Annotated in this window: 19 protein-coding genes; 6 read left to right on the forward strand and 13 right to left on the reverse strand. The window is 60.6% G+C overall.

The window, feature by feature from the left end; all coding sequences use genetic code 11:
• Positions 1-92 precede the first annotated feature (92 nt).
• Positions 93-1,013 carry a LysR family transcriptional regulator gene (locus ISN74_RS02055; protein ID WP_188796896.1) on the forward strand — a complete coding sequence of 307 codons (921 nt, stop codon included), beginning with the start codon at positions 93-95 and terminating at the stop codon, positions 1,011-1,013.
• A gap of 230 nt (positions 1,014-1,243) precedes the next feature.
• On the opposite strand, the gene ppa is transcribed toward ISN74_RS02055, so the two are convergent.
• The 6 genes from ppa to ISN74_RS02085 form a co-directional block, all read right to left on the reverse strand.
• The gene (gene ppa, locus ISN74_RS02060) at positions 1,244-1,780 is read right to left on the reverse strand and encodes an inorganic diphosphatase (RefSeq protein ID WP_188796898.1); all 537 of its coding nucleotides are present in this window, start codon (positions 1,778-1,780) and stop codon (positions 1,244-1,246) included.
• 158 nt (positions 1,781-1,938) lie between these two features.
• A complete protein-coding gene (gene pdxR, locus ISN74_RS02065) occupies positions 1,939-3,372 on the reverse strand; it encodes a MocR-like pyridoxine biosynthesis transcription factor PdxR (protein ID WP_188796900.1) in 1,434 nt (477 codons plus the stop codon).
• 370 nt (positions 3,373-3,742) lie between these two features.
• Positions 3,743-4,600, reverse strand: coding sequence for a 2OG-Fe(II) oxygenase (locus ISN74_RS02070; RefSeq protein ID WP_188796902.1), 858 nt, complete (start codon positions 4,598-4,600; stop codon positions 3,743-3,745).
• A gap of 67 nt (positions 4,601-4,667) precedes the next feature.
• Positions 4,668-6,785, reverse strand: coding sequence for a prolyl oligopeptidase family serine peptidase (locus ISN74_RS02075; RefSeq protein WP_425488843.1), 2,118 nt, complete (start codon positions 6,783-6,785; stop codon positions 4,668-4,670).
• 230 nt (positions 6,786-7,015) lie between these two features.
• Complete coding sequence (locus ISN74_RS02080) at positions 7,016-9,043, reverse strand: sodium-translocating pyrophosphatase (protein ID WP_188796906.1); 2,028 nt, start codon at positions 9,041-9,043, stop codon at positions 7,016-7,018.
• 339 nt (positions 9,044-9,382) lie between these two features.
• Positions 9,383-10,654: a 6-phosphofructokinase gene (locus ISN74_RS02085; RefSeq protein ID WP_188796908.1), complete on the reverse strand. Its 1,272-nt coding sequence runs from the start codon at positions 10,652-10,654 to the stop codon at positions 9,383-9,385.
• A gap of 202 nt (positions 10,655-10,856) precedes the next feature.
• Between ISN74_RS02085 and ISN74_RS02090 the strand changes: the two genes are divergently transcribed.
• On the forward strand, positions 10,857-11,441 hold the full coding sequence (locus ISN74_RS02090; RefSeq protein WP_188796911.1) for an adenylate kinase: 585 nt from the start codon (positions 10,857-10,859) through the stop codon (positions 11,439-11,441).
• A gap of 188 nt (positions 11,442-11,629) precedes the next feature.
• Positions 11,630-12,994: a UDP-N-acetylmuramate:L-alanyl-gamma-D-glutamyl-meso-diaminopimelate ligase gene (gene mpl / locus ISN74_RS02095; protein WP_188796913.1), complete on the forward strand. Its 1,365-nt coding sequence runs from the start codon at positions 11,630-11,632 to the stop codon at positions 12,992-12,994.
• Here the strand turns inward: mpl and ISN74_RS02100 are convergent.
• Positions 12,991-14,406, reverse strand: a complete 1,416-nt coding sequence (locus ISN74_RS02100; protein WP_188796915.1) for a hypothetical protein — start codon at positions 14,404-14,406, stop codon at positions 12,991-12,993. The two genes, mpl and ISN74_RS02100, sit on opposite strands and share 4 nt — an antisense overlap.
• The gene (locus ISN74_RS02105) at positions 14,403-15,335 is read right to left on the reverse strand and encodes an ABC transporter ATP-binding protein (protein WP_229678948.1); all 933 of its coding nucleotides are present in this window, start codon (positions 15,333-15,335) and stop codon (positions 14,403-14,405) included. The genes ISN74_RS02100 and ISN74_RS02105 overlap by 4 nt, the downstream gene beginning before the upstream one ends.
• An 83-nt stretch (positions 15,336-15,418) precedes the next feature.
• Between ISN74_RS02105 and ISN74_RS02110 the strand changes: the two genes are divergently transcribed.
• The 3 genes from ISN74_RS02110 to ISN74_RS02120 all read left to right on the forward strand — a co-directional run bounded on the left by ISN74_RS02110 (position 15,419) and on the right by ISN74_RS02120 (position 18,436).
• Positions 15,419-16,021, forward strand: a complete 603-nt coding sequence (locus ISN74_RS02110; RefSeq protein WP_188796924.1) for an LON peptidase substrate-binding domain-containing protein — start codon at positions 15,419-15,421, stop codon at positions 16,019-16,021.
• Between the two features lie 31 nt (positions 16,022-16,052).
• Positions 16,053-16,871, forward strand: coding sequence for an SDR family oxidoreductase (locus ISN74_RS02115; RefSeq protein ID WP_188799458.1), 819 nt, complete (start codon positions 16,053-16,055; stop codon positions 16,869-16,871).
• A gap of 224 nt (positions 16,872-17,095) precedes the next feature.
• Positions 17,096-18,436, forward strand: coding sequence for a sigma-54 dependent transcriptional regulator (locus ISN74_RS02120; protein ID WP_188796926.1), 1,341 nt, complete (start codon positions 17,096-17,098; stop codon positions 18,434-18,436).
• Between the two features lie 40 nt (positions 18,437-18,476).
• Here the strand turns inward: ISN74_RS02120 and ISN74_RS02125 are convergent, their stop codons facing one another.
• The 5 genes from ISN74_RS02125 to ISN74_RS02145 form a co-directional block, all read right to left on the reverse strand.
• Positions 18,477-19,832, reverse strand: coding sequence for a hypothetical protein (locus ISN74_RS02125; protein WP_188796928.1), 1,356 nt, complete (start codon positions 19,830-19,832; stop codon positions 18,477-18,479).
• 46 nt (positions 19,833-19,878) lie between these two features.
• Positions 19,879-20,826: a hypothetical protein gene (locus tag ISN74_RS02130; protein ID WP_188796930.1), complete on the reverse strand. Its 948-nt coding sequence runs from the start codon at positions 20,824-20,826 to the stop codon at positions 19,879-19,881.
• A gap of 35 nt (positions 20,827-20,861) precedes the next feature.
• Positions 20,862-21,581: a C39 family peptidase gene (locus tag ISN74_RS02135; protein WP_425488825.1), complete on the reverse strand. Its 720-nt coding sequence runs from the start codon at positions 21,579-21,581 to the stop codon at positions 20,862-20,864.
• A gap of 148 nt (positions 21,582-21,729) precedes the next feature.
• A complete protein-coding gene (locus ISN74_RS02140; protein WP_188796934.1) occupies positions 21,730-22,608 on the reverse strand; it encodes a hypothetical protein in 879 nt (292 codons plus the stop codon).
• A 34-nt stretch (positions 22,609-22,642) separates the two neighbouring features.
• Positions 22,643-23,296, reverse strand: a complete 654-nt coding sequence (locus ISN74_RS02145; protein ID WP_188796935.1) for a hypothetical protein — start codon at positions 23,294-23,296, stop codon at positions 22,643-22,645.
• Between the last annotated feature and the right edge of the window lie 4 nt (positions 23,297-23,300).

Consider the following 23,300-nt stretch of genomic DNA (forward strand, 5'->3'; position numbering starts at 1 on the left):
CCGTCGAAAGAGGATCGGCACAGCCTAGGCGCTTGCATATTCTATAAAAACCACCAATATCGCTAATCACTTTCAATGAAATATTGAAAATTATGGATCGTGTCGGCGACCTCATCCTGTTCATGCGCGTGCTGGACCAGGGTTCGATCAGCGCGGCGGCGCGCAGCCTGGATCTTTCGGTCGCCGTGGCCAGCCAGCGCCTGAAGCGCCTGGAGCACGATCTGGGGGTGCGCCTGCTGCACCGGACCACCCGCCGCCTGCATCCCACGCCGGAAGGCTTGGCGCTGGCCGAACAGGGGCGTTCGCTGGTTGAAGATCTGGAAGCGCTGACGTCCGGCTTGCGCCAGGGCGCTACGGATGTCTCTGGCACGTTGCGCCTGACCGCATCGGCATCGTTTGGACGTCAATACGTCTCACCGCTGTTGCCAGCTTTCATGGCGCGCTATCCGCGTATTCGACTGAGCGTCAATCTCACCGACGAGCTGCAGGATCTGATCAGCGCCGGCTACGATCTCGCCATCCGCATTGGGGCGCTGCACGACTCCCGGTTGGTGGCGCGCAAGCTTGCCGTCAATCGACGCGTACTATGCGCGTCGCCGGATTACCTGCGCCGCTATGGCGTGCCGCGCACACCGGAAGATCTGGCAACACACGAATGTGTGATGCTGGTGGGCAGCGCCGGTCGTCAGGATGTGTGGCGTTTGCATGATGCGCAGGGGCATCTGCACACGGTGCGCGTCGGCGGGCGGCTTGAATCATCGCTCGGCGAACTGTTGCGCGATGCAGCGCTGGCGGGCTTGGGTATTGCGCAGCATTCCACCTGGCATGTGTGCGATGACTTGCGTACCGGTCGCCTGCAAGTGGTACTGCCGGAGTATTCGATTCCCGATACCGGTATTTATGCAGTGATGCCGCAGCGGCGGCTGGTGCCGTTGCGGGTGAGTGCGTTTGTGAATTTCATGGCGGAGCAGTTTGGCGATGTGCCGCCGTGGGAGCGCGGGTTGGTGGTTTAGAAGCCTTTACAGATACGTACCATTGGGCGTTGGGATCTAGTCCAGCCGTAAAGTCGCCCGTCGTCCCGGCGAAGGCCGGGACCCAGCGTCTTTGGTGTAGGAAAGTCACTGGGTCCCGGCCTTCGCCGGGACGACGGTGAGGCATGGTTTGACTTATAGCTAAGACCAAAAAAGAAACGGCGCATCACCCGAGGTGATGCGCCGTTCCTAATGTGCTGAGCAAGACAGACTCAGTCTTTGTGCTGCTTGTGACGTTCAACGCCAGCAAGAATCTCGGCCTTGGCTTCTTCAGCGCCAACCCAGCCTTCGACTTTCACCCACTTACCCTTCTCCAGATCCTTGTAGTGCTCGAAGAAGTGGCCGATGCGTTCCAGCCAGTGGCCGGAGACACCTTTGATGTCGTTGATGTGGGCGTAGCCGGGGAAGATTTTCGGCGACGGAATCACCACCAGCTTCTCATCGCTGCCGGCTTCGTCAGTCATCTTCAGCATGCCGACCGGATGGCAGCGGATCACCGAGCCCGGCACCAGCGGCAGCGGCAGGATCACCAGCGCGTCCAGCGGATCGCCGTCGCCACCCAACGTGCCCGGCACGTAGCCGTAGTTGCAGGGGTAGCGCATGGGGGTGGAGAGGATGCGGTCGACGAAAATCGCGCCGCTGGCCTTGTCCACTTCATACTTGACGGGCTCGGCATCCTTGGGGATTTCGATGACGACGTTGATTTCGTTCGGCACGTCGCGGCCGGCGCTAACCAGATCCAGGCCCATGGGGCACTCCTTACGTGTAACCAAAGCGGGGAAAGCCGCTCAGCATACGGCAAAGCTTGCCGCGGCGCACCAAGACGGGCTTTTCCGGCCTTTTATGGCGTCCGGGAGGGCGGCGCTTCCCGCCCGAGGCCTTGGGCAGGAACGTGGGGGAAGGCGTCTCAGTGCGATTCAAAATGATCCAGGCATTCGCCGAAAAGCTGCATCGCCTCGCGCAGCTCCGTCACCGACGCGCCACAGTAGCCAAGCATCAATCCCGGCCGGGGCGGTGTATCCAGATAAAGCGGCGCCACTGGATATAAGCCAAGGCCCTTGTCGTGCGCATGGCCGATCAATGCTTCGCACTTCGCCGCGTCGTAATCGCGCAGCCAGACAACCACGTGCATGCCGGCTGGCGTATCGGTCAACTCGACGCGATCGCGCGCGTGCTCCTTCAGTCCGGCGATCAGTGCGTCGCGGCGAAGTTTCAGTTCCTTGCGCGCCAAGCGCAGGTGGCGCTCGAAACCGCCGTCCTCCATGAAGTGTGCGAGAGCGGCCTGTTCGATCACGGGACAGGCCATGTCGCTGAGGTATTTGGCATTACGAAAATCTTGTCGCAAGGCCGCCGGTAGCACCATGTAAGCGAGTCGCAACCCGCCAAACATCACCTTTGAAAACGTACCGACATAGATGACGCGATCACCTTCATCCAGCGATCGAAGCGCGGGCATCGGATGCGATTCGTAACTGAATTCGCCGTCGTAATCGTCTTCCAGGATCCAGCACTGGTGTCGTTCTGCATAGCACAGCAAGGCTTTTCTGCGTTGCAGGGAAAGAATGGAGCCGGAGGGAAACTGGTGGGAAGGTGTGACATAAATCAGACGTGGCGACTGCTCCGGCAATTCGTCGCAGACCAGACCATTCTGGTCCGCGCGCACGGCAACCACCGCCGCGCCGTGCGCGACCAGCGCCTGATGTGCACCGAAATAATGCGGTTCCTCCAGTACCACGCGATCTGCCTCGTTTAGCAATACGCGTGTAGTGAGTTCGATGGCTTGTTGCGTACCGCTGACGATCATCACGTCATCCGGATCGGCTCGCACACCGCGGCGGCGGGCGAGGTAATCACAGGTCTGCTGGCGCAAAGCAGCCAGGCCGGACACGTCGTTGATGTGCAATGGGGTGTATGCGGCAGCGCGCGCCAACTCACGGCCCCAGGCATTGTTGAGCGCAGGATTGACCAGCGGGTTGCCGTACTGCAGGTTGTAACGCACGCCGCGGTGGATGCGCGGTATGTTCCAGTTGCGCACCGCGCGTGCGCGCTCGGCGTAGCGCGATGGCGCAGGAATCGCCGTTTCGGCGTGATGGGCAGCGGGCTTAGCTTGCAGTTTGCTGACGTAACTGCCGGAACCCACCCGTCCGGCGATGAACCCTTCTGCACGCAGCTGCTCGTAGGCAGCCAGCACCGTGGTACGCGAAAGGTCCAGTTCGTCGGCCAGTTCCCGTGTTGGCGGCAATTGCGTGCCCGCCGAGATACGGCCTTCCAGAATGGACGCTTTCAGGGCACGTGTGAGCTGGTCATATAGCGGCCCATGACCGTCGAGTTCTAGGTACACGCCATGCTCTCCAATGAACTGACTGACCCTTGAGGATGCTCCGACGAATTCGCCGGGGGCGATGAATGGCCCAGAGCATCATTTGATTGGCTTTATGAAAATACGTGCAATTGGCTATGGAGGGAATGGGACGGAATACCTAGTCTGAGTGTGTCGCGGGCCCAAACGGGGGCTCATATGCCGGCTCTCCCCATATGCCGGCTGACTTCGGCGGCATGCTCCCTCACTTCCCGCGCCTGCAGAGTGGCTCTCACACAGCCTCCCTGCAGGTTTTCTTGTCAGCTGTCAGTTTCCGCAACTGGGTCGGCGTCGCTGTCGCACATGGCGCGCTGGTCGGCAAAGCAGGGTTGATAGGAAATCCAAAATCGCTCTAACGACGCGACGCGATCTGGAATGGCCATTCGCGCAGCCACTTGGTGGCAATCCACTTTTCACCCTTCTGCACAGGCAACCCTGCGTGCAGGGAGGCATGATCGCCGGTGTCGTAGGCGAAATAGACGGCTGAACCGCGCAAGGCAGTCACCGTCAATCCCACTTCCGGAAACGCGGTGCCGCCACCGGCTTCGGGTGTGTTGAGATACATCACCAGGCTGGCGATGCGTTGGCCGCCTTTGGCCGTGATGGCGGCAAAGCCCGGCTGCTCCGGATCGAACCAGTCGTAGTGCGGCTCGTATTGCTGGCCTGGGAGGTAGTGCAGTATCTGCAGACCTTCGCCATGATCGACGGGAATGCTGAGCAACGATGCGATGCGTTGTTCGATACGCTTGACCAGCGGTGATTCGCCGACCGTGAAGAACATGCCTTCGCTCGTGCGGCGTGCATCGATTTGTTGTTTGCCGGAACTGTCGACCGTTTTGGCGCGTTGCAGGCGAGGACTGGCTTCCTTGATCAGCGCCTCGCATTCTTCCGCCGAAAGCAGGTTATTGAGCACGCGCAGTGCAGGGGATTCGATGCTCAGCGACACATCGATCGCGCGTCCTTCCACGGTCATCTGCGGAGCTTCGGGATGCCGCGTGCGACGGCCTGGCTGGCCCTTGGGTGCTTGCGTATGGGCATCGAGCGCAGTGAGCGGCATGTTGAGCACGCTGGCGACGATGCTGCGGCTTTGCCGCGGGTCGTAGCCGGTTTCCTGCATGAGCTGGAGGACAGCTTCGACGCTGTGGCCGGCGCGGGTCGTGGAGAGGATCCACTCGCGAAGTTCAGGGCGGATCGGTGGGCGCGAGGTCATGGCGGACAGTGGCAGAAAGACAAGCGGCGAAGGACTTATTCTAACCCTTCGCCGCCCGCGGCCTGCTTTATTTCAGCCGGTCCCACAGAAACTCGTAAGCAAGGGCGTGCATATGCGCTGCCTGCTTGTTGTCTGCGCCCGCGCCATGGCCACCTTCCGTGTTTTCGAAGAACCACACATTTTTGTAGCCCATGCCCTGCATTTTGGCCGCCATCTTGCGCGCCTGCACGGGCCCTACGCGATCGTCGCTGGTGGTCGTGTAGAACAGCACGGGCGGATAGCTCACACCGGGTTTGACGTTCTGGTATGGCGAGAACGTCTGGATGAACGTCCACTGCTTGGGATCATCCGGATTGCCATACTCGGCGATCCACGATGCGCCAGCGGAGAGGTGGATGTAGCGCTTCATATCCAGCAGCGGTATTTCGCAGGCGATGGCACCGAAGAGTTGCGGGTACAGCGTGAGCATGTTGCCCATCAACAGACCGCCGTTGCTGCCACCTTCCGCTCCCAGGTGAGCAGGTGAGGTGACGCCACGCTTGATCAGGTCTTCCGCCACCGCGGCGAAGTCTTCATACGCACGCAGACGGTTGGCCTGCAACGCAGCCTGATGCCAGCGAGGGCCGTACTCGCCGCCGCCGCGAATATTGGCGACCACGTAAACGCCGCCGCGTTCCAGCCAGGCACGGCCGATGCTGCCGCTGTAGGCCGGTTGCAGCGATATCTCGAATCCACCGTAACCATAGAGCAGCGTGCGGTTGCTGCCATCGAGCTTGAGGTGCTTGGGTGCGATTTCGAAATAAGGCACCTTGGTGCCGTCTTTCGACGTGACGAAGTGCTGGCTGACTTCGAACTTGGATGCATCGAAGAAGGCCGGACTCTGTTTGATGATTTGCGCCGCGCCTTCACCCAGCACACCGCGTTCGAGCGACGGGGGAACGAGGAATCCCGTAACACTGAGCCAGTATTCGTCGCTGTTGTCCGGATCGGTATCCATCACCTCGACCGTGCTGAATTGCGGTGCGCCCGGCATGGTTTGATGAGCCCATGTGCCATCCGGTTGCGGCGTCAGCACATCCAATCGGCTTTTTACGTCGTCCATGATGTCCAGGATCAGGTGATGCTGGGTCCAGGAATAGCCGGATAGTGCGGTGTGTTCATCCGGCGCAAACAGCGTGACGAATTGCCGCTTGCCGGCCATGAAATCGTCGTACTTCGTCGCGATCAGTGCGCCCGAGGGATAGGTGGCGCCGCCGACAGTCCAGGCGCTGCGCAGTTGTACCAGCAGCCATTCGCGATGCGCAGCTGCATTCGCGTCGGCAGGTACATCCAGATGGATCAGCTTGCCATCCTTGAGTTGATACGTGTCGCTGTGGAAGAAATCGTGTGCCACGGCGACAAAGTCGCGTTCGAAGCCCAGCGTGCGATCGTGCGTCGCGCTGACTGCGAGGTCATCGGCCTTGCCTTCATAAACCGTGGTGGCTGCGCTTAGCGGTGTGCCGCGCGTCCATACCTTGGCGATGCGCGGATAGCTCGATGTGGTCATCGAGCCAGGACCGAAATCGGTGCCGACGTAGATATGGTTTTCATCGATCCAGCCGGCTTCGCTCTTGGCCACAGTCAAGTGGAAGCCATCTTTGACAAAGGATTTGCTGGGGATGTCGAACTCGCGCACTTCCACGGCATCGCCACCGTCCGGCGACAGGCTGAGCAGGCAGCGCTTGTAGTCGGGCTTCATGCAATCGCTGCCCTCAAACACCCAATGCTTGCCTTCGGCCCTGTTCAACGCATCGATGTCCAGTAGTACCTCCCACTTGGGCTCGGGCTTTCGGTATTCATCCAGCGTGGTGCGGCGCCAAAGGCCGCGCGGATGTTCCTTGTCGCGCCAGAAATTGAACAGATAGTCGCCACGGCGCTCGACATAGGGAATGCGTGCATCGGAGTCGAGCACTTCCAGAATGCGGTCACGTGTTTGTGTGAAGGCCGGGCTGTCGGCGAACTGCTTCTGGGTGACGGCGTTCTGGGCTTTCACCCAGTCCATGGCGCGTGCGCCATGGATGTCTTCCAGCCAGAGGTAGGGATCATCGCTGGGCGCTGCCGCGCCGAGGCCGGATGTGTCATGGGCTTGGCTCATACCACTCATTATGACGGCAAGCGTCACGGCTAGCTGGATCGTTGTTTTCAGACGCATGCTTCCACTCCGTGGTGAACGTGCGCCGAGGGGCGCGTGGAACGGCAAGCATGCCGATCTGGCGAGAAAATGCCAGTGAGGGAAGTCAGTGCGCGGATGAGGGTTTCAGGCGCGATCCGGTGGCGGGATGTGTGGCGTAAGAGATCAATGTCATCCGCGGCTCGTTGCACAGAGCTGAAAGGGGGTCAGGGCTGACTTTGCAGCCCTGACCCCAGCGTGCGTGCTCAGAGCAACGGAATGAGCAACAACGCCACGATGTTGATGATCTTGATCAGCGGATTCACAGCAGGACCGGCCGTATCTTTATAAGGATCGCCCACGGTATCGCCAGTGACGGCGGCTTTGTGCGCATCGGAACCCTTGCCACCGAAGTTGCCGTCCTCGATGTACTTCTTGGCGTTGTCCCATGCACCACCACCGGTCGTCATCGAAATGGCGACGAACAAACCGGTGACGATGGTGCCGATCAGCAAGCCGCCGAGTGCGACCGGGCCGAGCAGGAAACCCACCAGAATCGGGATCAATACCGGGAGCAGCGACGGAATCATCATTTCCCTGATCGCCGATTTGGTCAGCATGTCTACCGCACGCGAATAATCAGGCTTGGTGGTGCCTTGCATGATGCCGGCGATTTCACGGAACTGGCGACGTACTTCTTCCACCACCGCGCCCGCCGAGCGGCCGACGGCTTCCATCGCCATCGCACCGAACAGGTACGGAATCAGACCGCCGATCAATAGGCCCACGATCACACGATGATCGGAAAGATCAAAGGTGAAGGTGTGGCCCGGATGATCCAGCGCCAGCTGATGCGTGTAATCGGCGAATAGCACCAGCGCAGCAAGGCCGGCCGAACCGATCGCATAGCCTTTGGTAACCGCTTTGGTGGTGTTGCCGACCGCATCCAGTGGATCGGTGACACCGCGCACTTCCGGCGGCAGTTCGGCCATCTCGGCGATGCCGCCAGCGTTGTCGGTGATCGGGCCATAGGCATCGAGTGCCACGATCATCCCCGTCATCGACAGCATGGCGGTTGCCGCAACGGCGATGCCGTACAGCCCCGCCAATGCAAACGCGCCCCAGATTGCCGCACACACGGCCAGCACTGGGAGCGCCGTCGATTTCATCGAAACGCCGATGCCGGCAATGATGTTGGTGGCATGACCCGTGGTCGACGACTGCGCCACATGACGCACCGGACCATATTCGGTGGCGGTGTAGTACTCGGTAATCACCACGATCACGGCGGTCAGCACCAAACCGATCAATGCACTGCCGTACAGACGTGTGACGCCAAGCGTGGCATCGGCCATCAGTATCGAAGTAATCGGCCAGAACGCCAGCGCCGCGAGGATGCCCGACACGACCACACCCTTGTACAGCGCGTTCATGATCTTGCCGCCACCACCGGTGCGAACGAAGAACGTGCCGATCACCGAGGCGATGATCGAGGCGCCACCAAGCAACAGCGGATACAGCACTGAGTTCGAGCCAGCTTCATCCCCGAGCACGCCGCCCAGCAGCATGCTGGCAATCAGCGTGACTGCGTAAGTCTCAAACAAGTCAGCTGCCATGCCGGCACAGTCGCCGACGTTGTCGCCGACGTTATCGGCAATGACGGCCGGGTTGCGTGGATCATCTTCCGGAATGCCGGCTTCGACCTTGCCGACCAGATCCGCGCCGACGTCCGCGCCCTTGGTAAAGATGCCACCGCCGAGGCGAGCGAAGATCGAAATCAACGAAGAGCCGAACGCCAGGCCAACCATCGCATGCAAGGCACGCTCGGTGTCGTAGCCGAAGTGAGTGAGCACCGCGTAGTAGCCCGCGACGCCCAGCAAGGCCAGACCCACCACCAGCATGCCGGTGATCGCACCGCCACGAAACGCGACATTCAACGCGGAGGCCAAGCCATTGCGTGCCGCTTCGGCCGTACGCACATTGGCGCGTACCGAAACATTCATGCCGATGTAGCCAGTGGCACCCGACAGAATGGCACCGATCGCGAAACCGATCGCCGTGCCCCAGTCCAGTGCAAAGCCGATAATGATCAGCAGTACAACACCTACCAATGCGATCGTGCGGTACTGTCGGTTCAGATAAGCGCGTGCGCCTTCCTGAATCGCGGCGGCAATCTCTTGCATACGCTCATTGCCCGCCGACTGGGCCAGTACCCAACGTACTGAAAATGCCCCGTACAAAATCGCCACGACCGCGCAAGCCAACGCGATCCACAAGCCATACTGCTGCAGCATCGGTGCCTCCCTCGAATGGTGTCGACCGCCCAGACATGGCGGTTCGGGTCGAGTATAGGCAGAGGATGTGTGATGGAACGTTGTGCGCCGCAGCGGCACGATGCTTGCGGCCCTACCCGCGATCCTCAATCGGGCGCGTTGGCAAGGTCTCGCGTGGCCGTCATCCCGGCGAAGGCCGGGATCCAGTGAAATGCGCGTCCAAAGGACACAACATCATTCTGTGTAGAGCGCTTCGCACATCGTGTTTTGACTGGATCCCGGCTTTCGCCGGGATGGCAGGTGCTTCGATTTGGGTTCTGGAAAAGCTTGTTGGCAAGAGTTGAGCGGCTTCAGACAGGCTCAGTGCGCGAAATCAGGAAGCTTCTTCGCCACCGCCACATTCTTTAATTGCACATACTTCGGCAAGCCATCTCGCCCATAGGGCAGTGGTGCCTCGCCTTGAATCAACGGTGCCAGATATTTGCGTGCGGCTGCCGTGATGCCGAAGCCATCGCGGGTCAGAAAGCCCGCTGGCATCTTCTTTTCTCGATTGGCGATCTTGTCCAGCGGGGCGGGCTCGATTTTCCAGCGATACGGCGCATCGGAGGTCCGCACAATCACCGGCATTACGGCGTTCTTATCGGCAAGCGCGTATTCGACGGCGGCTTTGCCCACGGCATAAGCCTGATCCGCATCCGCCTTGGAAGCCATGTGGCGGGCTGAGCGCTGCAAATAATCAGGCAAAGCCCAGTGGTATTTATAGCCGAGCTTTTCCTTCACGAGCGCGGCGAGCACCGGCGCCACGCCACCGAGCTGTGCGTGGCCGAAGGCATCGCGCGTCCCGGCTTCCGCCAGGAACTGGCCTTCGGCATTGCGGATGCCTTCAGAAGCCACCACGGTGCACCAGCCCACGCGTTCCACTGTGGCCTTCACCTTGGCGAGGAAGGCGGCTTCGTCGAACACGCGCTCCGGGAACAGGATGATGTGCGGCGGCGCGTCCGCGCCCTCGCCGGCGAGGCCTGAGGCCGCGGCGATCCAGCCGGCGTGGCGCCCCATTACCTCCAGAATGAAAACCTTGGTCGAGGTATCAGCCATCGACGCCACATCCAGGCTGGCCTCCAGCGTGGAGACAGCCGTGTACTTCGCCACCGAGCCGAAGCCGGGGCAGCAATCGGTGACGGCGAGATCGTTATCCACCGTCTTGGGCACGCCGATGCAGCGGATGTCGTAGCCCGTCGCCTTGCCCAGTTGCGAAATTTTCAGTGCGGTATCGGCCGAATCGTTGCCGCCGTTGTAGAGAAACCAGCGAATGTCGTGTGCGCGCAATACGTCGATCAGCCGCTCGTATTCGGCACGGTTCGCTTCCAGCGATTTCAGCTTGTACCGGCACGAGCCGAAGGCGCCCCCCGGGGTGTGCCGCAGGGCTTCGATCGCGGCGGCGTTTTCCTTGCTGGTGTCGATCAGATCTTCACGCAGCGCACCCAGGATGCCGTTGCGTGCGGCATAGACTTTGATGCCGTGGGCGCGCGCCTTCTGGATCACGCCAGCCGCCGTCGCGTTGATCACGGCAGTCACGCCGCCGGACTGGGCGTACAGCAGGCGGCCGGTGGCAGGGCGGGCTTTGGGTTTCATCAGGCATTCTCCGGGCGATTTTCAGAACACATGTGACAGGATGGCTTCAATCGTAGATGGCATAGATATCAGGGACTTGGCCAAAATTCGAGCGATGCGCGGTTTGACGGCACCCCCTGCAGACGTTACCTTGATCCCTATTCATTTAAGTATCCGTGGAACTGTCGCAGTGTGCGGCAGAACGCGGATCTCGTGGAGTTCTATGCGACTTGTCCTCCTTGGTGCGCCCGGTTCGGGCAAGGGTACCCAGGCAGCCCGGCTCAGGGCCGAACTGGGCGTGCCGCACATCTCGACCGGCGACATGCTGCGTGCCGCCGTCAAAGCCGGTACCCCGCTTGGCCTGAAGGCCAAAGAGGTGATGGACGCGGGCCGGCTGGTGTCGGACGACATCCTGCTTGGCATGCTGGAAGAGCGTCTGGCCGAAGCTGACGCCAAGTCCGGCTTCATCCTCGACGGCTATCCGCGCAACCTAGCGCAGGCCGATGCGCTGGATCACCTGCTCACCAAGATCGGGCAGCCGTTGGATGCGGTGGTGAAGCTCGAAGTGCCGAACGAGATCATCATCAAGCGTTGCGAGATCCGTTTTGCCGCGGAACATCGCAAGGACGATGATCCGGCGGTCGTTCGCGACCGTCTTAAGGTCTACGCAGAGCAGACCGCGCCCGTTGCCGATTTTTATATCCGCCGCGGCAAGCTGCAGGTGGTCGATGGCGTGGGCGAGCTGGATGATGTGACGGCGCGCGTGAAGCGTGCGCTGTCGAACGAGGCGGCAGCGGCTAACGGCTGATTTGCTTTTCTCCCTCTCCCCTCCGGGGAGAGGGTTGGGGTGAGGGGCTGCACTGGCCATGGTCTCCATGTTCATCGCGAAGACATTCCGCAACTTTCGAACGAAAGACTTCGCCTTATCGCAAGATTGACCCCTCACCCCAGCCCTCTCTCCAGAGGGGAGAGGGGGCCTGAATACTTGGACATTGCATGCGTCTTCATATCCTCGGCATCTGCGGCACCTTCATGGGCGGCGTTGCCGCACTGGCGCGCGAACTCGGTGAGACCGTAGAGGGCTCAGACGCCAACGTCTACCCGCCGATGAGCACACAGCTCGAATCGCTCGGCATCGAGTTGATGCAAGGCTACAAGGCAGAGTATCTGCAGCCTGCGCCGGATCTTGTCGTGGTTGGCAATGCGATGGTGCGCGGCAATCCCGCGGTCGAGTACATGCTCGATCAGCGCTTGCGCTACATATCCGGTCCGCAATGGCTGGGCGAGCGGCTGCTGGCCGATCGCGAAGTGCTGGCCGTGGCCGGCACGCATGGCAAGACCACGACGACCAGTTTGCTGGCGCATCTGCTCGATAGCGCGAGACTTGATCCGGGCTTTCTCATCGGCGGCGTGCCGGGCAATTTCGGTATCTCTGCGCGCCTGGGGCAGGGACGGCATTTCGTGATCGAGGCCGATGAGTACGACAGCGCGTTCTTCGATAAACGCTCGAAGTTCGTGCATTACCGACCGCGCATCGCGATCCTCAACAATCTGGAATACGACCACGCGGATATCTTCCCCGACGTGGCTGCCATCCAGCGCCAGTTCCATCATCTGGTGCGTACTGTGCCCGGCAATGGCCGGTTGATCGTCAATGCACACGATGCCTATCTCGCCGAAGTGCTCGCGATGGGATGCTGGACGCCGGTGGAAACCTTCGGTATCGGCAAAGGTGATTGGCAAGCGACGTTAATCGTCGCGGATGGCTCGCATTTCAGTGTGCGGCACAACGGTGAATCGATCGGCGAAGTGCGTTGGTCTCTGCTCGGCGATCACAACGTGATGAATGCGCTTGCCGCGCTGGCGGCTGCAACCGCCGCGGGTGCTGATCCGCGTACACTGCTGCCAGCCTTCGCGAGCTTCGAAAGCGTCAAGCGTCGCATGGAACTGGTGGGTGACATCGGTGGTGTGCGCGTCTATGACGACTTCGCACATCATCCCACCGCGATCGCGACGACCTTGGCCGGTTTGCGCGCCAAGGTCGGCAAGGCGCGCATTCTGGTCGCGTTGGAGCCGCGCTCCAATTCCATGCGGCTTGGGGCGCACGCTGCGGGACTGGCGCCTTCATTGAACGACGCAGATGCCGTGGTGTTTTTGCATCGTCCGGAGTTGCCATGGGATGCCAAGCGCGTCACTGATGCGTTGGATGGCCGCGCCGGCACGGCACCCACCGTCGATGCGCTGTTGGCCGCACTTAAGGCGCAGACGCGCCCGGGTGACCATGTGGTGTTCATGTCCAACGGCGGCTTCGAGAATGCACCGCGCCGCTTCGTTGCTGCGCTGGACGACACAGCGCGCTAACCCATCGGCGCATCGAAACGTGGCGAGCGTTGCTGGTATTCGCGCTGCGCGGCAAACCAAACGCCGAAACCGAAGCTCAGCGTGATCACGGCGAGCACGCTGCCGCCGATCAGATAGCCCGCCGTGCCGACCAGCCAGTAGCCGCCCCAGTACACGGCCATCACGCCCATCACCACCACGAGGTTGGCGATAGTGCGTCCCGTTTTGCCTTCCGGGCCGATCAGGTGCAGCGCAAGCGCAGCCAAGCTGGCTGATGCGGAAACCACGGCGGCCACGAACAGCATGTGCCAGGGATCCGCCGCATGCACCAGCACGATGCCCAGCGAGGTATAGACCAGCGCGGTGAGCATGCTGATGGGAATCAGCACCAGCAGTGCATCCGAGACCGTCTTCTGGTATTCGGCGCGGGTTTCAGGCGCCAGCGTGAGATAGAGGTCAGCCATGTTGGGCCGCATGCGAATCAGCCCGACACTCAACTGCGGGAATCGCGAAATGCTCAGCATGACTGCATACGCGCCAATGATCTGCGGTTCGAAATGCTGGCGATGCATCACGGCGAAGACGTAGAAGCAAACGAACACCGCCACCAGGACGATACGCAGTGCAATCGCCTCTGGATTGTCGTGGGGTAGCAACAGACGGCGCACCAGCACCATCCGCCGCGTAACGCTGGGATGAAGCTTGTACGCATTCAGCGCACGCTGCATCGTGCGCTGCGCTGTCTGGTCATAGAGCTCCAGAATGCGTTTCGCAAAGTTCCCCCTCCGTGAAGGCTCGCCGGGAGCACTTCGCATCTGGCCTCGATCGAGACCGGTGCTTTCCATCGGCGATTGACCCGTTTCGCGATCTTCGATACGAAGCAGTGGCGTGATGCTGAGTTTGAGCAGCAACGCTGTCACCGCGAGTATCAGCAGTGGCGTAAGCGGCGAATCGATAGCCACTTTGATCACCTGCGAAACCAATGCGGGCGCCCAGCCAAGCACGATGAAGGCCGGCCAGATAAATAGGCTTGCGCGCGGGTTGCAGCCCATGATCAGTCCAAGCGTTGCGATCAGCAAAAGTCCGCTGGCGATCAATAGGATGTGCGGCAGTTGTAGCAGTACGGCCAACAGCAGTGGCAGCAGTACCCAGAGCACAGCATCGATGGCGCCGTATTCAAGCAGACGTTGCCGAAAACGCGGCAGCAGGAAGCTCTCCGGAACGCACAAGCCGCGAAGGTTTTGTCCCTGGCCGATGTGCCATGCCCAGGTGGCAATACTAAATAGCGCTACCGCTAACGTGCCAATGCGTGGTTCGCCGTGCAGCCACTGTACGGCGAAATACAACGCAGCCACCCATAGGCCGCAAGCTATCAACACCAAGACCGGCATGCGCAGAAACAACTGCAGCAAAAGTTGCCACCAGGCTTTCATGCCAACTCCACGAACAAATCTTCCAGCGTGGGCGTTTCGATGCGCAGGCCAGCGTTTTCGCGTGCAGCCAAGGCATGCAGGCTTTCCATCACAGGATCTTCCACCAGCAAGACAGCCTGATCTCCCTGCACATGGGTTTTCAGTGCGCCGGCGACGACCGGTGGGTAGGGCCAGCCACTGACGCGATGGAACACGACGCGTTTCATGCGTTCGCGAAGTTCCGCCAGCGGACGCGTGAACTGGATACATCCATCGCGCAGCAAGGCGATATCCGCCTCGGCGCGTTCCAGATCGGCGGTGATGTGAGTGGAGAAAATCACCGTCTTGCCGGGTACGCGCATCAGCGTCAGCAACTCGCTCATGAACGCGCGGCGTGCTTGCGGGTCGAGACTGGCGACAGGTTCGTCCAGCACCAACAGGTCGGGATCGGGCGCGATGGCGCGGACGATCGCCAGTTTCTGGCGCTGGCCTTGCGAGAGCTCGCCGATCTTCTGCTTTGCATCCAGTTCCCAGCTGGACAACAGGCGATCGACTAACGCGTTATCCCAACGCTCGTAAAATGCTGCGGTAAAATCGAGATAGGCGCGTACCTTCATCCACGGAAACAGGTCGAAGGTCTGTGGCACGAAGCCAATGCGATGCATGCGCTCGCCGCCGGGCTCGATCATCGGCTGTCCGAACAGTTCGATCGTTCCACCGTCGATCGGCGAGAGTCCCAACAGGCAACGCAGCAGGGTGGTTTTGCCGGCGCCGTTGCGGCCGAGCAGGCCGATCACACGTCCGCCGGGCACGGACCAGTCCAGCGCCTTGAGCACCTGTCGCTGCTTGAAGGATTTTTCGAGCCCGCGAACCTGTAGCACGGTGGATGCGGTGGTTTCGGAAATAGGCATCGTGCCGGTTGGCGCAGCGGCCAGATTGGAAACAGACATCCTTGCTTTACCCCTTGTGTCGACCGACGCACTCTGCCGCGAGCGGGTGTCGGCCGTCCAGTGACAGGCTTTATCATGCCTGCATGGCTGCCCGGATCCCTGTTAGCGAAGTGCCCTTGTTCCCGCTCAATACGGTGCTTTATCCGGGCGGGCAACTGCAATTGCGCATTTTTGAACCGCGCTACCTGGATCTGGTCCGCGAATGCACGCGCACGGGTTCAGCTTTTGGGGTCTGCCTGATTCTGGAGGGCGCCGAGGCGGGTGCACCGGCGCTTCCCGCCGCGGTTGGGACCCTGGCGCGCATCATCGACTTCCATAACCGGGAAGATGGCCTGCTGGGTATCGCGACCGAGGGGGGCGAACGCTTCCGCGTATTGCGTACTCGTGTGCGTTCGGATGGTTTGCTGCGCGGCGAAGTGCAGGTGTGGCCCGACGAAGTAACACAGCAGGTGCCGGTAGAGTTCGCGCTGTTACAGACGATTCTGGAGCGCCTGGTCGAAACCATGGGCCCGCACTGGCGGCATGCGCCGCGCGACCTGTATGACGATGCCGGCTGGCTCGGCTTCCGTCTCGCCGAGCTGTTGCCGCTTGCGGGTGATGAACAGCAGCAGTTGCTGGAAATGACCGACCCGATACATCGGCTTGCAACATTGCGAGACATCCTGCCGCGTTTTCAGAAAGCCTAGAATGCTCGGAACATCCCTGGTGGAATCCATGATGAGCAACCTGGCTGGAAAGACGCTCTTTATTACCGGCGCTTCGCGCGGCATCGGCTTGGCCATCGCACTGCGCGCGGCGCGGGACGGCGCCAACGTGGTGATCGCCGCCAAGAGTGGTGTGCCGAACCCCAGGCTGCCCGGCACCATTCATACCGCGGCGGCCGAGGTGGAGGCCGCGGGTGGCAAGGCGCTGGCGCTGAAGGTGGATATTCGCGAGGAAGAGGAAGTGCACGCGGCGGTCGCGCAGGCCGTGGAGCGTTTTGGTGGCATCGATATCCTGATCAACAACGCCAGCGCGATCTGGCTCGCCGGCACTGAAGGTACGCCGATGAAACGCTTCGACCTGATGCATCAGGTCAATACGCGCGGCACCTTCATGGTGACTCAGGCCTGTTTGCCGCATTTGAAGAAGGCCAGCAATCCGCATGTGCTGATGCTGGCACCGCCGCCGAACCTCGACCCGAAATGGTTTGCACCGCACACCGCCTACACGATCGCCAAGTACGGCATGAGCTTGTGCGTGCTGGGGATGAGTGCGGAGCTTGCTCCGCTGGGTATTGCGGTGAATGCATTGTGGCCGCGCACGGTAATCGCAACGGCTGCCATCGCGATGATCGATGGCGTAAAGCCGGAACAATGTCGCCGGCCTGAGATCGTCGCCGATGCCGCACACGCTTTGCTGGTCCAGCCCTCGCGGCAGTGCACCGGCCGGTTTGCCATCGACGAAGACGTATTGCACGAAGCGGGTGTCCACGACTTTGACCGCTACGCCTATCAGCCCGGCGCACCGCTGCTGCCCGATCTTTTTCTGAACTAGATAGTTCAATAAATTTCTGCGGACTTTGTCATCACGCCGCCGTCATTTGCGGCGTAATATCCGTCTCCCCGGTGTTGCTTAAAAAATGAGCAATTCTGGCAAATCGGGTGTATATTTCGTGAACTGCGTCACATTTTTGGTGCAGGCTGGTTATGGGGTCGGGGCATAGGTCTGTCCAGGAGGGGCAGGACGAGAAACCAGCGATTCTGGAGGGAGGCGTTACGATGAGTAGCGACACGTCGATCCGGTGTGTGGTGTGGTTCGGCGAGCCGACTGGTGTCGAAAGAACACGTTTGGCACAGGCTGGCTGGCATACACGAGTAGCGAATGCGAGTGCCCAGGGTGGTGGTGTTGGCATTCGGCGCGGCGACATGGTTGTCGCCATGGCCGATCTGCGCAACGCAGACATCGATACCCTGACCCAAATGGCCCGATTGATGGCCGAGCATCCGCGGCTTCCATGGCTGGCGCTGCTGTCGACTGACACAGTGGTGCAGACGCCGGAAGTCGAGCGCGTGCTGCGTGCGAGCATCGATTTCTTCACCGCGCCCATCGATATGCAGCGGCTGATCGAGACGCTCGGCAATCTGGCTGGCGAGGCGCCTCCGCCGATTGTTTATTCCGATGTACCCGGCATTACAGGTACCAGCCCCGCGATGATGTCGGTGGTCGCCAGCCTGCGCAAATATGCGCCGGTCGATTTACCGGTGTTGATTACCGGGGAGACCGGCACCGGCAAGGAAGTTGCAGCACGAGCCTTGCACAAATTATCGCCGCGACGGGACCGTCCTTTCGCGGCGATCAATTGCGGGGCATTGCCACCGAATTTGGTGCAGTCCGAATTGTTCGGTCACGAACGTGGCGCGTTTACCGGTGCCAATGCGCGACGCATCGGTCACTTTGAAGCAGCTGCCGGCGGCACCGTTTTCCTGGATGAAGTGGGCGATCTGCCGGCCGATGCGCAGATGAGTCTGTTGCGATTGTTGCAGGAAGGTTCGCTGGAACGCGTGGGTTCCACGCAGTCGATCAAGCTGGATGTGCGTGTGCTGGCCGCGACGCACGTGGACCTGGAAAAGGCGGTTGCCCAAGGCCGCTTCCGTGAAGATCTCTATTACCGGCTCAACGTGCTGCGCTTGCGCATGCCCGCGTTGCGTGAGCGTGCCGACGATGTGCTGCAGCTTGCGCAGCTGTTTCTGGATGCTTTCCGCAAGCAGCATGACTGCCATGCGCGTACATTCAGCGCCCTGGCGCGCAAGGCATTACGGGACTTCAGCTGGCCCGGCAACGTGCGTGAATTGCTCAATCGTGTGCAGCGTGCGGCCGTGGTGGCGGAGGGCGCGCAGATTAGCGTGCAGGATCTGGATTTGCAGGAAGTTGTGGCGAGCCGCAGCGGGCATTCCAGCCTTGGTCTGACGCGTACTTCAGCCGAACGCGATGCCGTGGTGGCGTGCCTGCGCGAGACGCGTTTCAACATCAGCGAATGCGCGCGTCGCCTGAAAGTATCGCGCGTGACCATTTACCGGCTGTGCAAGAAGCATCAGCTGGTGCTGGAAGACATGCACTAGCACTGGGCGCAGGTCAGATGCCTGCACCCAGTGCGGGCACTCAGAACATGTAGGGGACTTTGAAGGTCAGCGTGAAGTCTGGTGCATCCGGCGTCATGCCCATGCCCAGGATAGTCACGATCGTTGTGTGCGGGCTCAACGCATACGTGAAGCCAAGGTTCAACTGTGCGGCATTGGCCTGGCTGCCAATGATCTTGGTCCAGGGGCCGCCTGTTTCACGCAGCGAGTCCTTGCCATTAATGCGATCGCTGAAAGACAGGCTCAGGCTGGCGCGGTCATTAAAGGCAAAGGCGATGCCTGCACCGTAGTAATAGATATCCGACAGCTTCACGCTGCCCGGTGTGGTGATGGTGGGATCCGTATCGATATCGCTGAAGCTGCGCGTGAAGGAATGGATATAGCCGATGTTGCCGAAGACAATCGCCGGATCCATGGTCTTCACGAAGGATGAGCCGACCGTGGCCTGCCACACGCCGTTGCCCGTGGGTTGCTTGGTCGGCACGGCAAATTCTTCATACTGCGAACTCGCCACATCCACCCACTTGATGCCGTAGGGCGCTTGTCCGGTGGGCGCGGTGACGCCGAGTGTGAGCACCGTATCGGGACGGTTTGCAGTCTCGGTGAGTATTTTGTAATTGACGGAGAGATTGACATCGCCCAGGCCCTTACCGGTAGAGCTGGCTTCATCCAGCGCTGCCGCCGAGCCGCCCGCGCCGCCTTGCTGGTAATCCGTGCTGCGCCCGACGAAGGGCACGTCTAGATTCAGGCTTAGCCGCGAGGTGATGGCATAGCGGCCGATCAGATCGTTGGTCAGCGAATCGGACGTCACACGATCGATGGCGATGTTGCCCAGGAAGATCGAGTTCAACGCCAGGAAGCCGTTGAGCGTCAGTTCTGCGCGATCGTAGTGGTTGTAGGTGAGATCGTCTTCCAGTGTGAACTTGCGGCTGAAATAAGCGTTCTGTTGCTGCTCCAGTACATCCTGGACACTGCGGCTTTGCGTCGATGTGCTTGCCTGCGATGACTGGGTGGTCGACGCGGCCTGCGAGTTTTCCACCGAACTGTTGCCGGAGTTGGGCTCCGCATTTGCACCCTCCGCCGATGCTACGGATTCGGCGGGAATGGGTGCGGTGCCGGTCTTGCCTGCGATGCGTGATTGCAGCGCTTGCACTTCGGCGTCGAGTACCCGAAGCCGCCGGACTTCCTGTGCGTAACTGACCTTCAACATTTGCAGTTGTCGGACCAGCTCCTGCACATCTGCCTGATTCTGTGCGTTGGTCACCTGGCCGGATGAACCGGTCGTGGCAGACGGTGTTTGTTGTGCGAACGCGGCGAAGCTTGCCACGCCTGAAATCCAGCTACATGCCACTGCAGTGGCCAGAAGTGTCTTGTGCATGACGGTATCCCCTGCTTGGGAGCACGCGCTGGGCTAAGGCGCGTGCTCAATGGCCGTTGAGGTGGGACAGATTGAGCGACTGGGCCAGCGAGTGCGCCAGCTGCGCCGTCGAACCCAACTGCTGTGTAACGAGGCTCACGATCATCTGGTTGGTGACCACTGCGTTGTCGGTGGTCAGTGCGATGGTTTGTCCCAGGCTGCCGGCGTGAATCCACTGCGACGTTGAACCCTCGCCAGCCACGGATGTGGTGACTTCGGCGTTGTCATTCGAATACGTGGATGATGCCGACGCATTGCCAACAGTGGCTGTGCGTCCGTTTGACGTGTTGTAGCCAGTGTTGGTGTTCGACCCCGGAGAGGTGTTTGCCGAAGCCGTGGTATTCGTGCTGTTGTCGTTACTTGGTGTGACTGTCGTGGTGGAAGAATTGACGTTAGTCATCGGTCCATTCGCCGCAACACTTGCGGTTGAAGCAGATGATGACGAATTGGTTGAGCTTGTGGACGTGTTGCTGGTTGTGGATCCATTGGACGCGCTGCCACCGCTTTGGATATTCAGGCTGGTGACATTGGCGGTCGCGTTGTTGTCGCCTGCGATCTGCACGGCTTGAACCAGTCCGCCGACGCTGGCGATAGCGCCACTCTGTATGCTCCGGCTGACCGTGGATTGGACCGTCGCGGCGGTCGGCAATGGCGCATCAGGGGTCGTGATGGTGACCGTCGGTACGAAGGTCACCTGCGGGTTATTGGGGTTCTTGCTGAAATTCATGCCCAGGGTCATCGTGCCCTGAACGGTTTGTCCGCTATTGGTCTGGAAGGTGGAAACCATTTCCACGCCAAACCACACAACGGAGTTGTCACCCACGGTGAAGCGGCCGCGCATTGTGGCTAGTTCCGGATCGGTGACGTCGTGAATGCCTGCGCCAAGATGACCGTCGTTGGTGTCATTGGCGAGTACGGAAGCGCATCTCCCCCCGAGAATGAGCGCAACTGCCATGAAGATTAATGAACGCTTATACATAACTGCATCCCTCAGAACATATTCAAATCGGCGTGCGTAAAGCCGAAATCGAGCAGTTCGGCTTCGGTGATGGCACCGCTTCCTTGGCGCGCAAACAGGCTCCGTGCACTGGGCTTGTCGACCGGCTGAAGCAGTACCGTATTGCGGTCGAAATCGCTTCCTATCACCACGAAAAGAACGTGCGAGGGCCAGGCTTTCATAAAGTCATCGAGCTGCATGGTGCGATTGCCCAAGATGGGATCGGCCAGTTCGACATCGGTGTTGTGAATCTGCTTGAGAACGACAAAATGGCGGTAGCCACGCACGTCCATCAGCACGATTGCCGGTACACGCAGTGAGCGAAGCCGCGATATGTCGACGCGATAGCCGCGTCCGCGCAAGCCAAGCAATTCGACGTAATGCTTGATGTCAAGCAAGGAAAAGCCGCGTTGCCTGACCAGCGTCGGGTCGGCGACGCCGAGCATGCCGTCAATCACGGTGTTTTCGTCGACATCCAGGTGATAGCCGTAGCGCAGAATGGTTGCCAGCGCCGCTGCACCGCAGCTGTAGTCGGTGTGCTGCCGCACGATGTTGGCGAAGTGCAGCGCCTGCATGCTGTTGACGTGCGTGGTGTACTGCGCGCCATTGGGCAGCACGCCGGCGAAACTCACATCGCCCGCGTAGACAGGCGTACCGAGACTCACCGCAGCGAGCCCAAGCAGGCCAAGGATGTTCAAGCCAGCACGTTGCACGGTCCCTCTCCCCTCGTCCTTGCGAAGGGAAGACCCCCTGCCCGCAGGGGACGGGCAGGGGGCTTCCACATGGTGCCCGGCAGCATGTTGCCGGGTTACCGCCCTCGTTGCCGTCTCGCGACGGCGCATTGCTCCTGACCAATCACCCCTACTTGGTGTTGGCGACTGCCATCGACAGGCTGTTGCTCTGCAGGTTGCCAGTGCCCGATGCCTGATTCAGACCGATGTTGCCGCTGGCGCCACTAAGCACGTCACCCGACAGGTTGGCGTTGTTGCTGGTGTTCTGCTGATAGAAGCAGCCCTCGTCGTACGGGTCGTTCGAGACCTTGTTGCCCGACCATTCCTGGTCCAGCGTCGAAGTTGCCAGCGCATACACGTTGTTCGACGTGGTCGCAGCGGCCAACTGATTCAGCTGCTCGTTGTTGTCGCCTGCCGCCTGGTTCACACCCACATTGCCTGATGCGCCGTCGAAGGCGTCACCACTGATGTTGGTGTTGTTGGTGGTGCCCTGGTTGGACGTATTGGCATGCGTCAGCGTTTGATTGGCAAAGGTTTCGGCATCTGCCATACCGCCTGCACTACCGGGATCTCCACCGCAGCCGCCCCAATCGCAGCCGAAGGTGAACGATGCGTCATCGCTGCTCGAGGAACCGGCAGCCGAGATGGCGGCGCTGTTGCCCTGGGCGTTGAAGTCGCCAGCGGCCTGGTTCACGCCCACGTTGCCGGAAGCGTTATTGCCGACGTCTCCACTGATGTTGGAGTCGTTGACGACAGCTGCGTTATTCGAGACCGAGTTGTCGCTCGAGTTCTGGGTGGCCTGGGAAAGTGCAACCGCGGCGGCGTTGATATTGATGGTGCCGTTCACATAGGGATTGCCGCTGACGTTGACGTTGGAGGTCAGCGAAATCTTCTTGGTGATCTTCACGCTGGTGCCGCTGCCTTGGTCGTCGCCGGCGTAGGCCATCGAAGCGCCAAAGACGCTCAATACGGTCAGTGCAATCAAAGTCCTTCTAAGATTTGCGTTCATGGTGTCCTCTCCAGATGACTGGGTATTTCAGGGATCAATGCGAGGAAGGCGGCGCGGACAACAAAAGCAAGTTGTCTGATGCGTTGCCGGACCCCGCGACCTGGTTGAGTTGCATCACACCGTTGAAACCCTCCATTGCGGACGGATCCACACTCACGCTCCGTGTGCCGCCAGCCTGTGCATGTGGGTTCGACGATGCTTGCCCCCCTGCCGACGCAGAGACGGCGGCCGACAAAGTGCCGTCTGTCGCCTCGCGTATGCCTTGATTGGCCAGCGCCACCGCAACACCGTTCAACTGGGTGTTGCTATTGCCGCTGACCTGATTGATGGATGCGATGCCTTGACCGTTGTCGTAGGCATGCCCGCCGATGGTGGCGTTGGCGTACAGCGTCCCGCCGGGCGAGTCATTGCGTTCGTGCTGTTGCGCCTGAATCAGCGCCTGCGCCTGGTTACCGATGGCAAACGCGTGCAGGTTGCCCTGCAGATTGGCATTGCCCGCGGCCGTGTTGACCGAGGTGACACCATCGGTGCCTTCCAATGCATTGCCACCGATCGTATTGCTGTCGAGATAGCTGAGAATGGTGGCGTAGCTATCTTGTGGCGTGCTCTGCGCAAAGGCAGCCGGACAGGTTGCGAAGACCAGCGAGCCGGCGGCGCAAACCGCAAAGTAGCGAAGCGTACGAGTCATTGCC

The sequence above is a fragment of the Dyella caseinilytica genome, from assembly GCF_016865235.1.
GTDB classification, from domain to species: Bacteria; Pseudomonadota; Gammaproteobacteria; order Xanthomonadales; family Rhodanobacteraceae; genus Dyella_B; species Dyella_B caseinilytica.

Coding starts and splice junctions, on each gene's coding strand:
- ISN74_RS02055 (WP_188796896.1), top strand. CDS start 93: ATGGATCGTGTCGGCGACCTCATCCTGTTCATGCGCGTGCTGGACCAG.
- ppa (WP_188796898.1), bottom strand. CDS start 1,780: ATGGGCCTGGATCTGGTTAGCGCCGGCCGCGACGTGCCGAACGAAATC.
- ISN74_RS02070 (WP_188796902.1), bottom strand. CDS start 4,600: ATGACCTCGCGCCCACCGATCCGCCCTGAACTTCGCGAGTGGATCCTC.
- ISN74_RS02080 (WP_188796906.1), bottom strand. CDS start 9,043: ATGCTGCAGCAGTATGGCTTGTGGATCGCGTTGGCTTGCGCGGTCGTG.
- ISN74_RS02085 (WP_188796908.1), bottom strand. CDS start 10,654: ATGAAACCCAAAGCCCGCCCTGCCACCGGCCGCCTGCTGTACGCCCAG.
- ISN74_RS02090 (WP_188796911.1), top strand. CDS start 10,857: ATGCGACTTGTCCTCCTTGGTGCGCCCGGTTCGGGCAAGGGTACCCAG.
- mpl (WP_188796913.1), top strand. CDS start 11,630: ATGCGTCTTCATATCCTCGGCATCTGCGGCACCTTCATGGGCGGCGTT.
- ISN74_RS02100 (WP_188796915.1), bottom strand. CDS start 14,406: ATGAAAGCCTGGTGGCAACTTTTGCTGCAGTTGTTTCTGCGCATGCCG.
- ISN74_RS02105 (WP_229678948.1), bottom strand. CDS start 15,335: ATGTCTGTTTCCAATCTGGCCGCTGCGCCAACCGGCACGATGCCTATT.
- ISN74_RS02110 (WP_188796924.1), top strand. CDS start 15,419: ATGGCTGCCCGGATCCCTGTTAGCGAAGTGCCCTTGTTCCCGCTCAAT.
- ISN74_RS02115 (WP_188799458.1), top strand. CDS start 16,053: ATGAGCAACCTGGCTGGAAAGACGCTCTTTATTACCGGCGCTTCGCGC.
- ISN74_RS02120 (WP_188796926.1), top strand. CDS start 17,096: ATGAGTAGCGACACGTCGATCCGGTGTGTGGTGTGGTTCGGCGAGCCG.
- ISN74_RS02125 (WP_188796928.1), bottom strand. CDS start 19,832: ATGCACAAGACACTTCTGGCCACTGCAGTGGCATGTAGCTGGATTTCA.
- ISN74_RS02130 (WP_188796930.1), bottom strand. CDS start 20,826: ATGGCAGTTGCGCTCATTCTCGGGGGGAGATGCGCTTCCGTACTCGCC.
- ISN74_RS02140 (WP_188796934.1), bottom strand. CDS start 22,608: ATGAACGCAAATCTTAGAAGGACTTTGATTGCACTGACCGTATTGAGC.
- ISN74_RS02145 (WP_188796935.1), bottom strand. CDS start 23,296: ATGACTCGTACGCTTCGCTACTTTGCGGTTTGCGCCGCCGGCTCGCTG.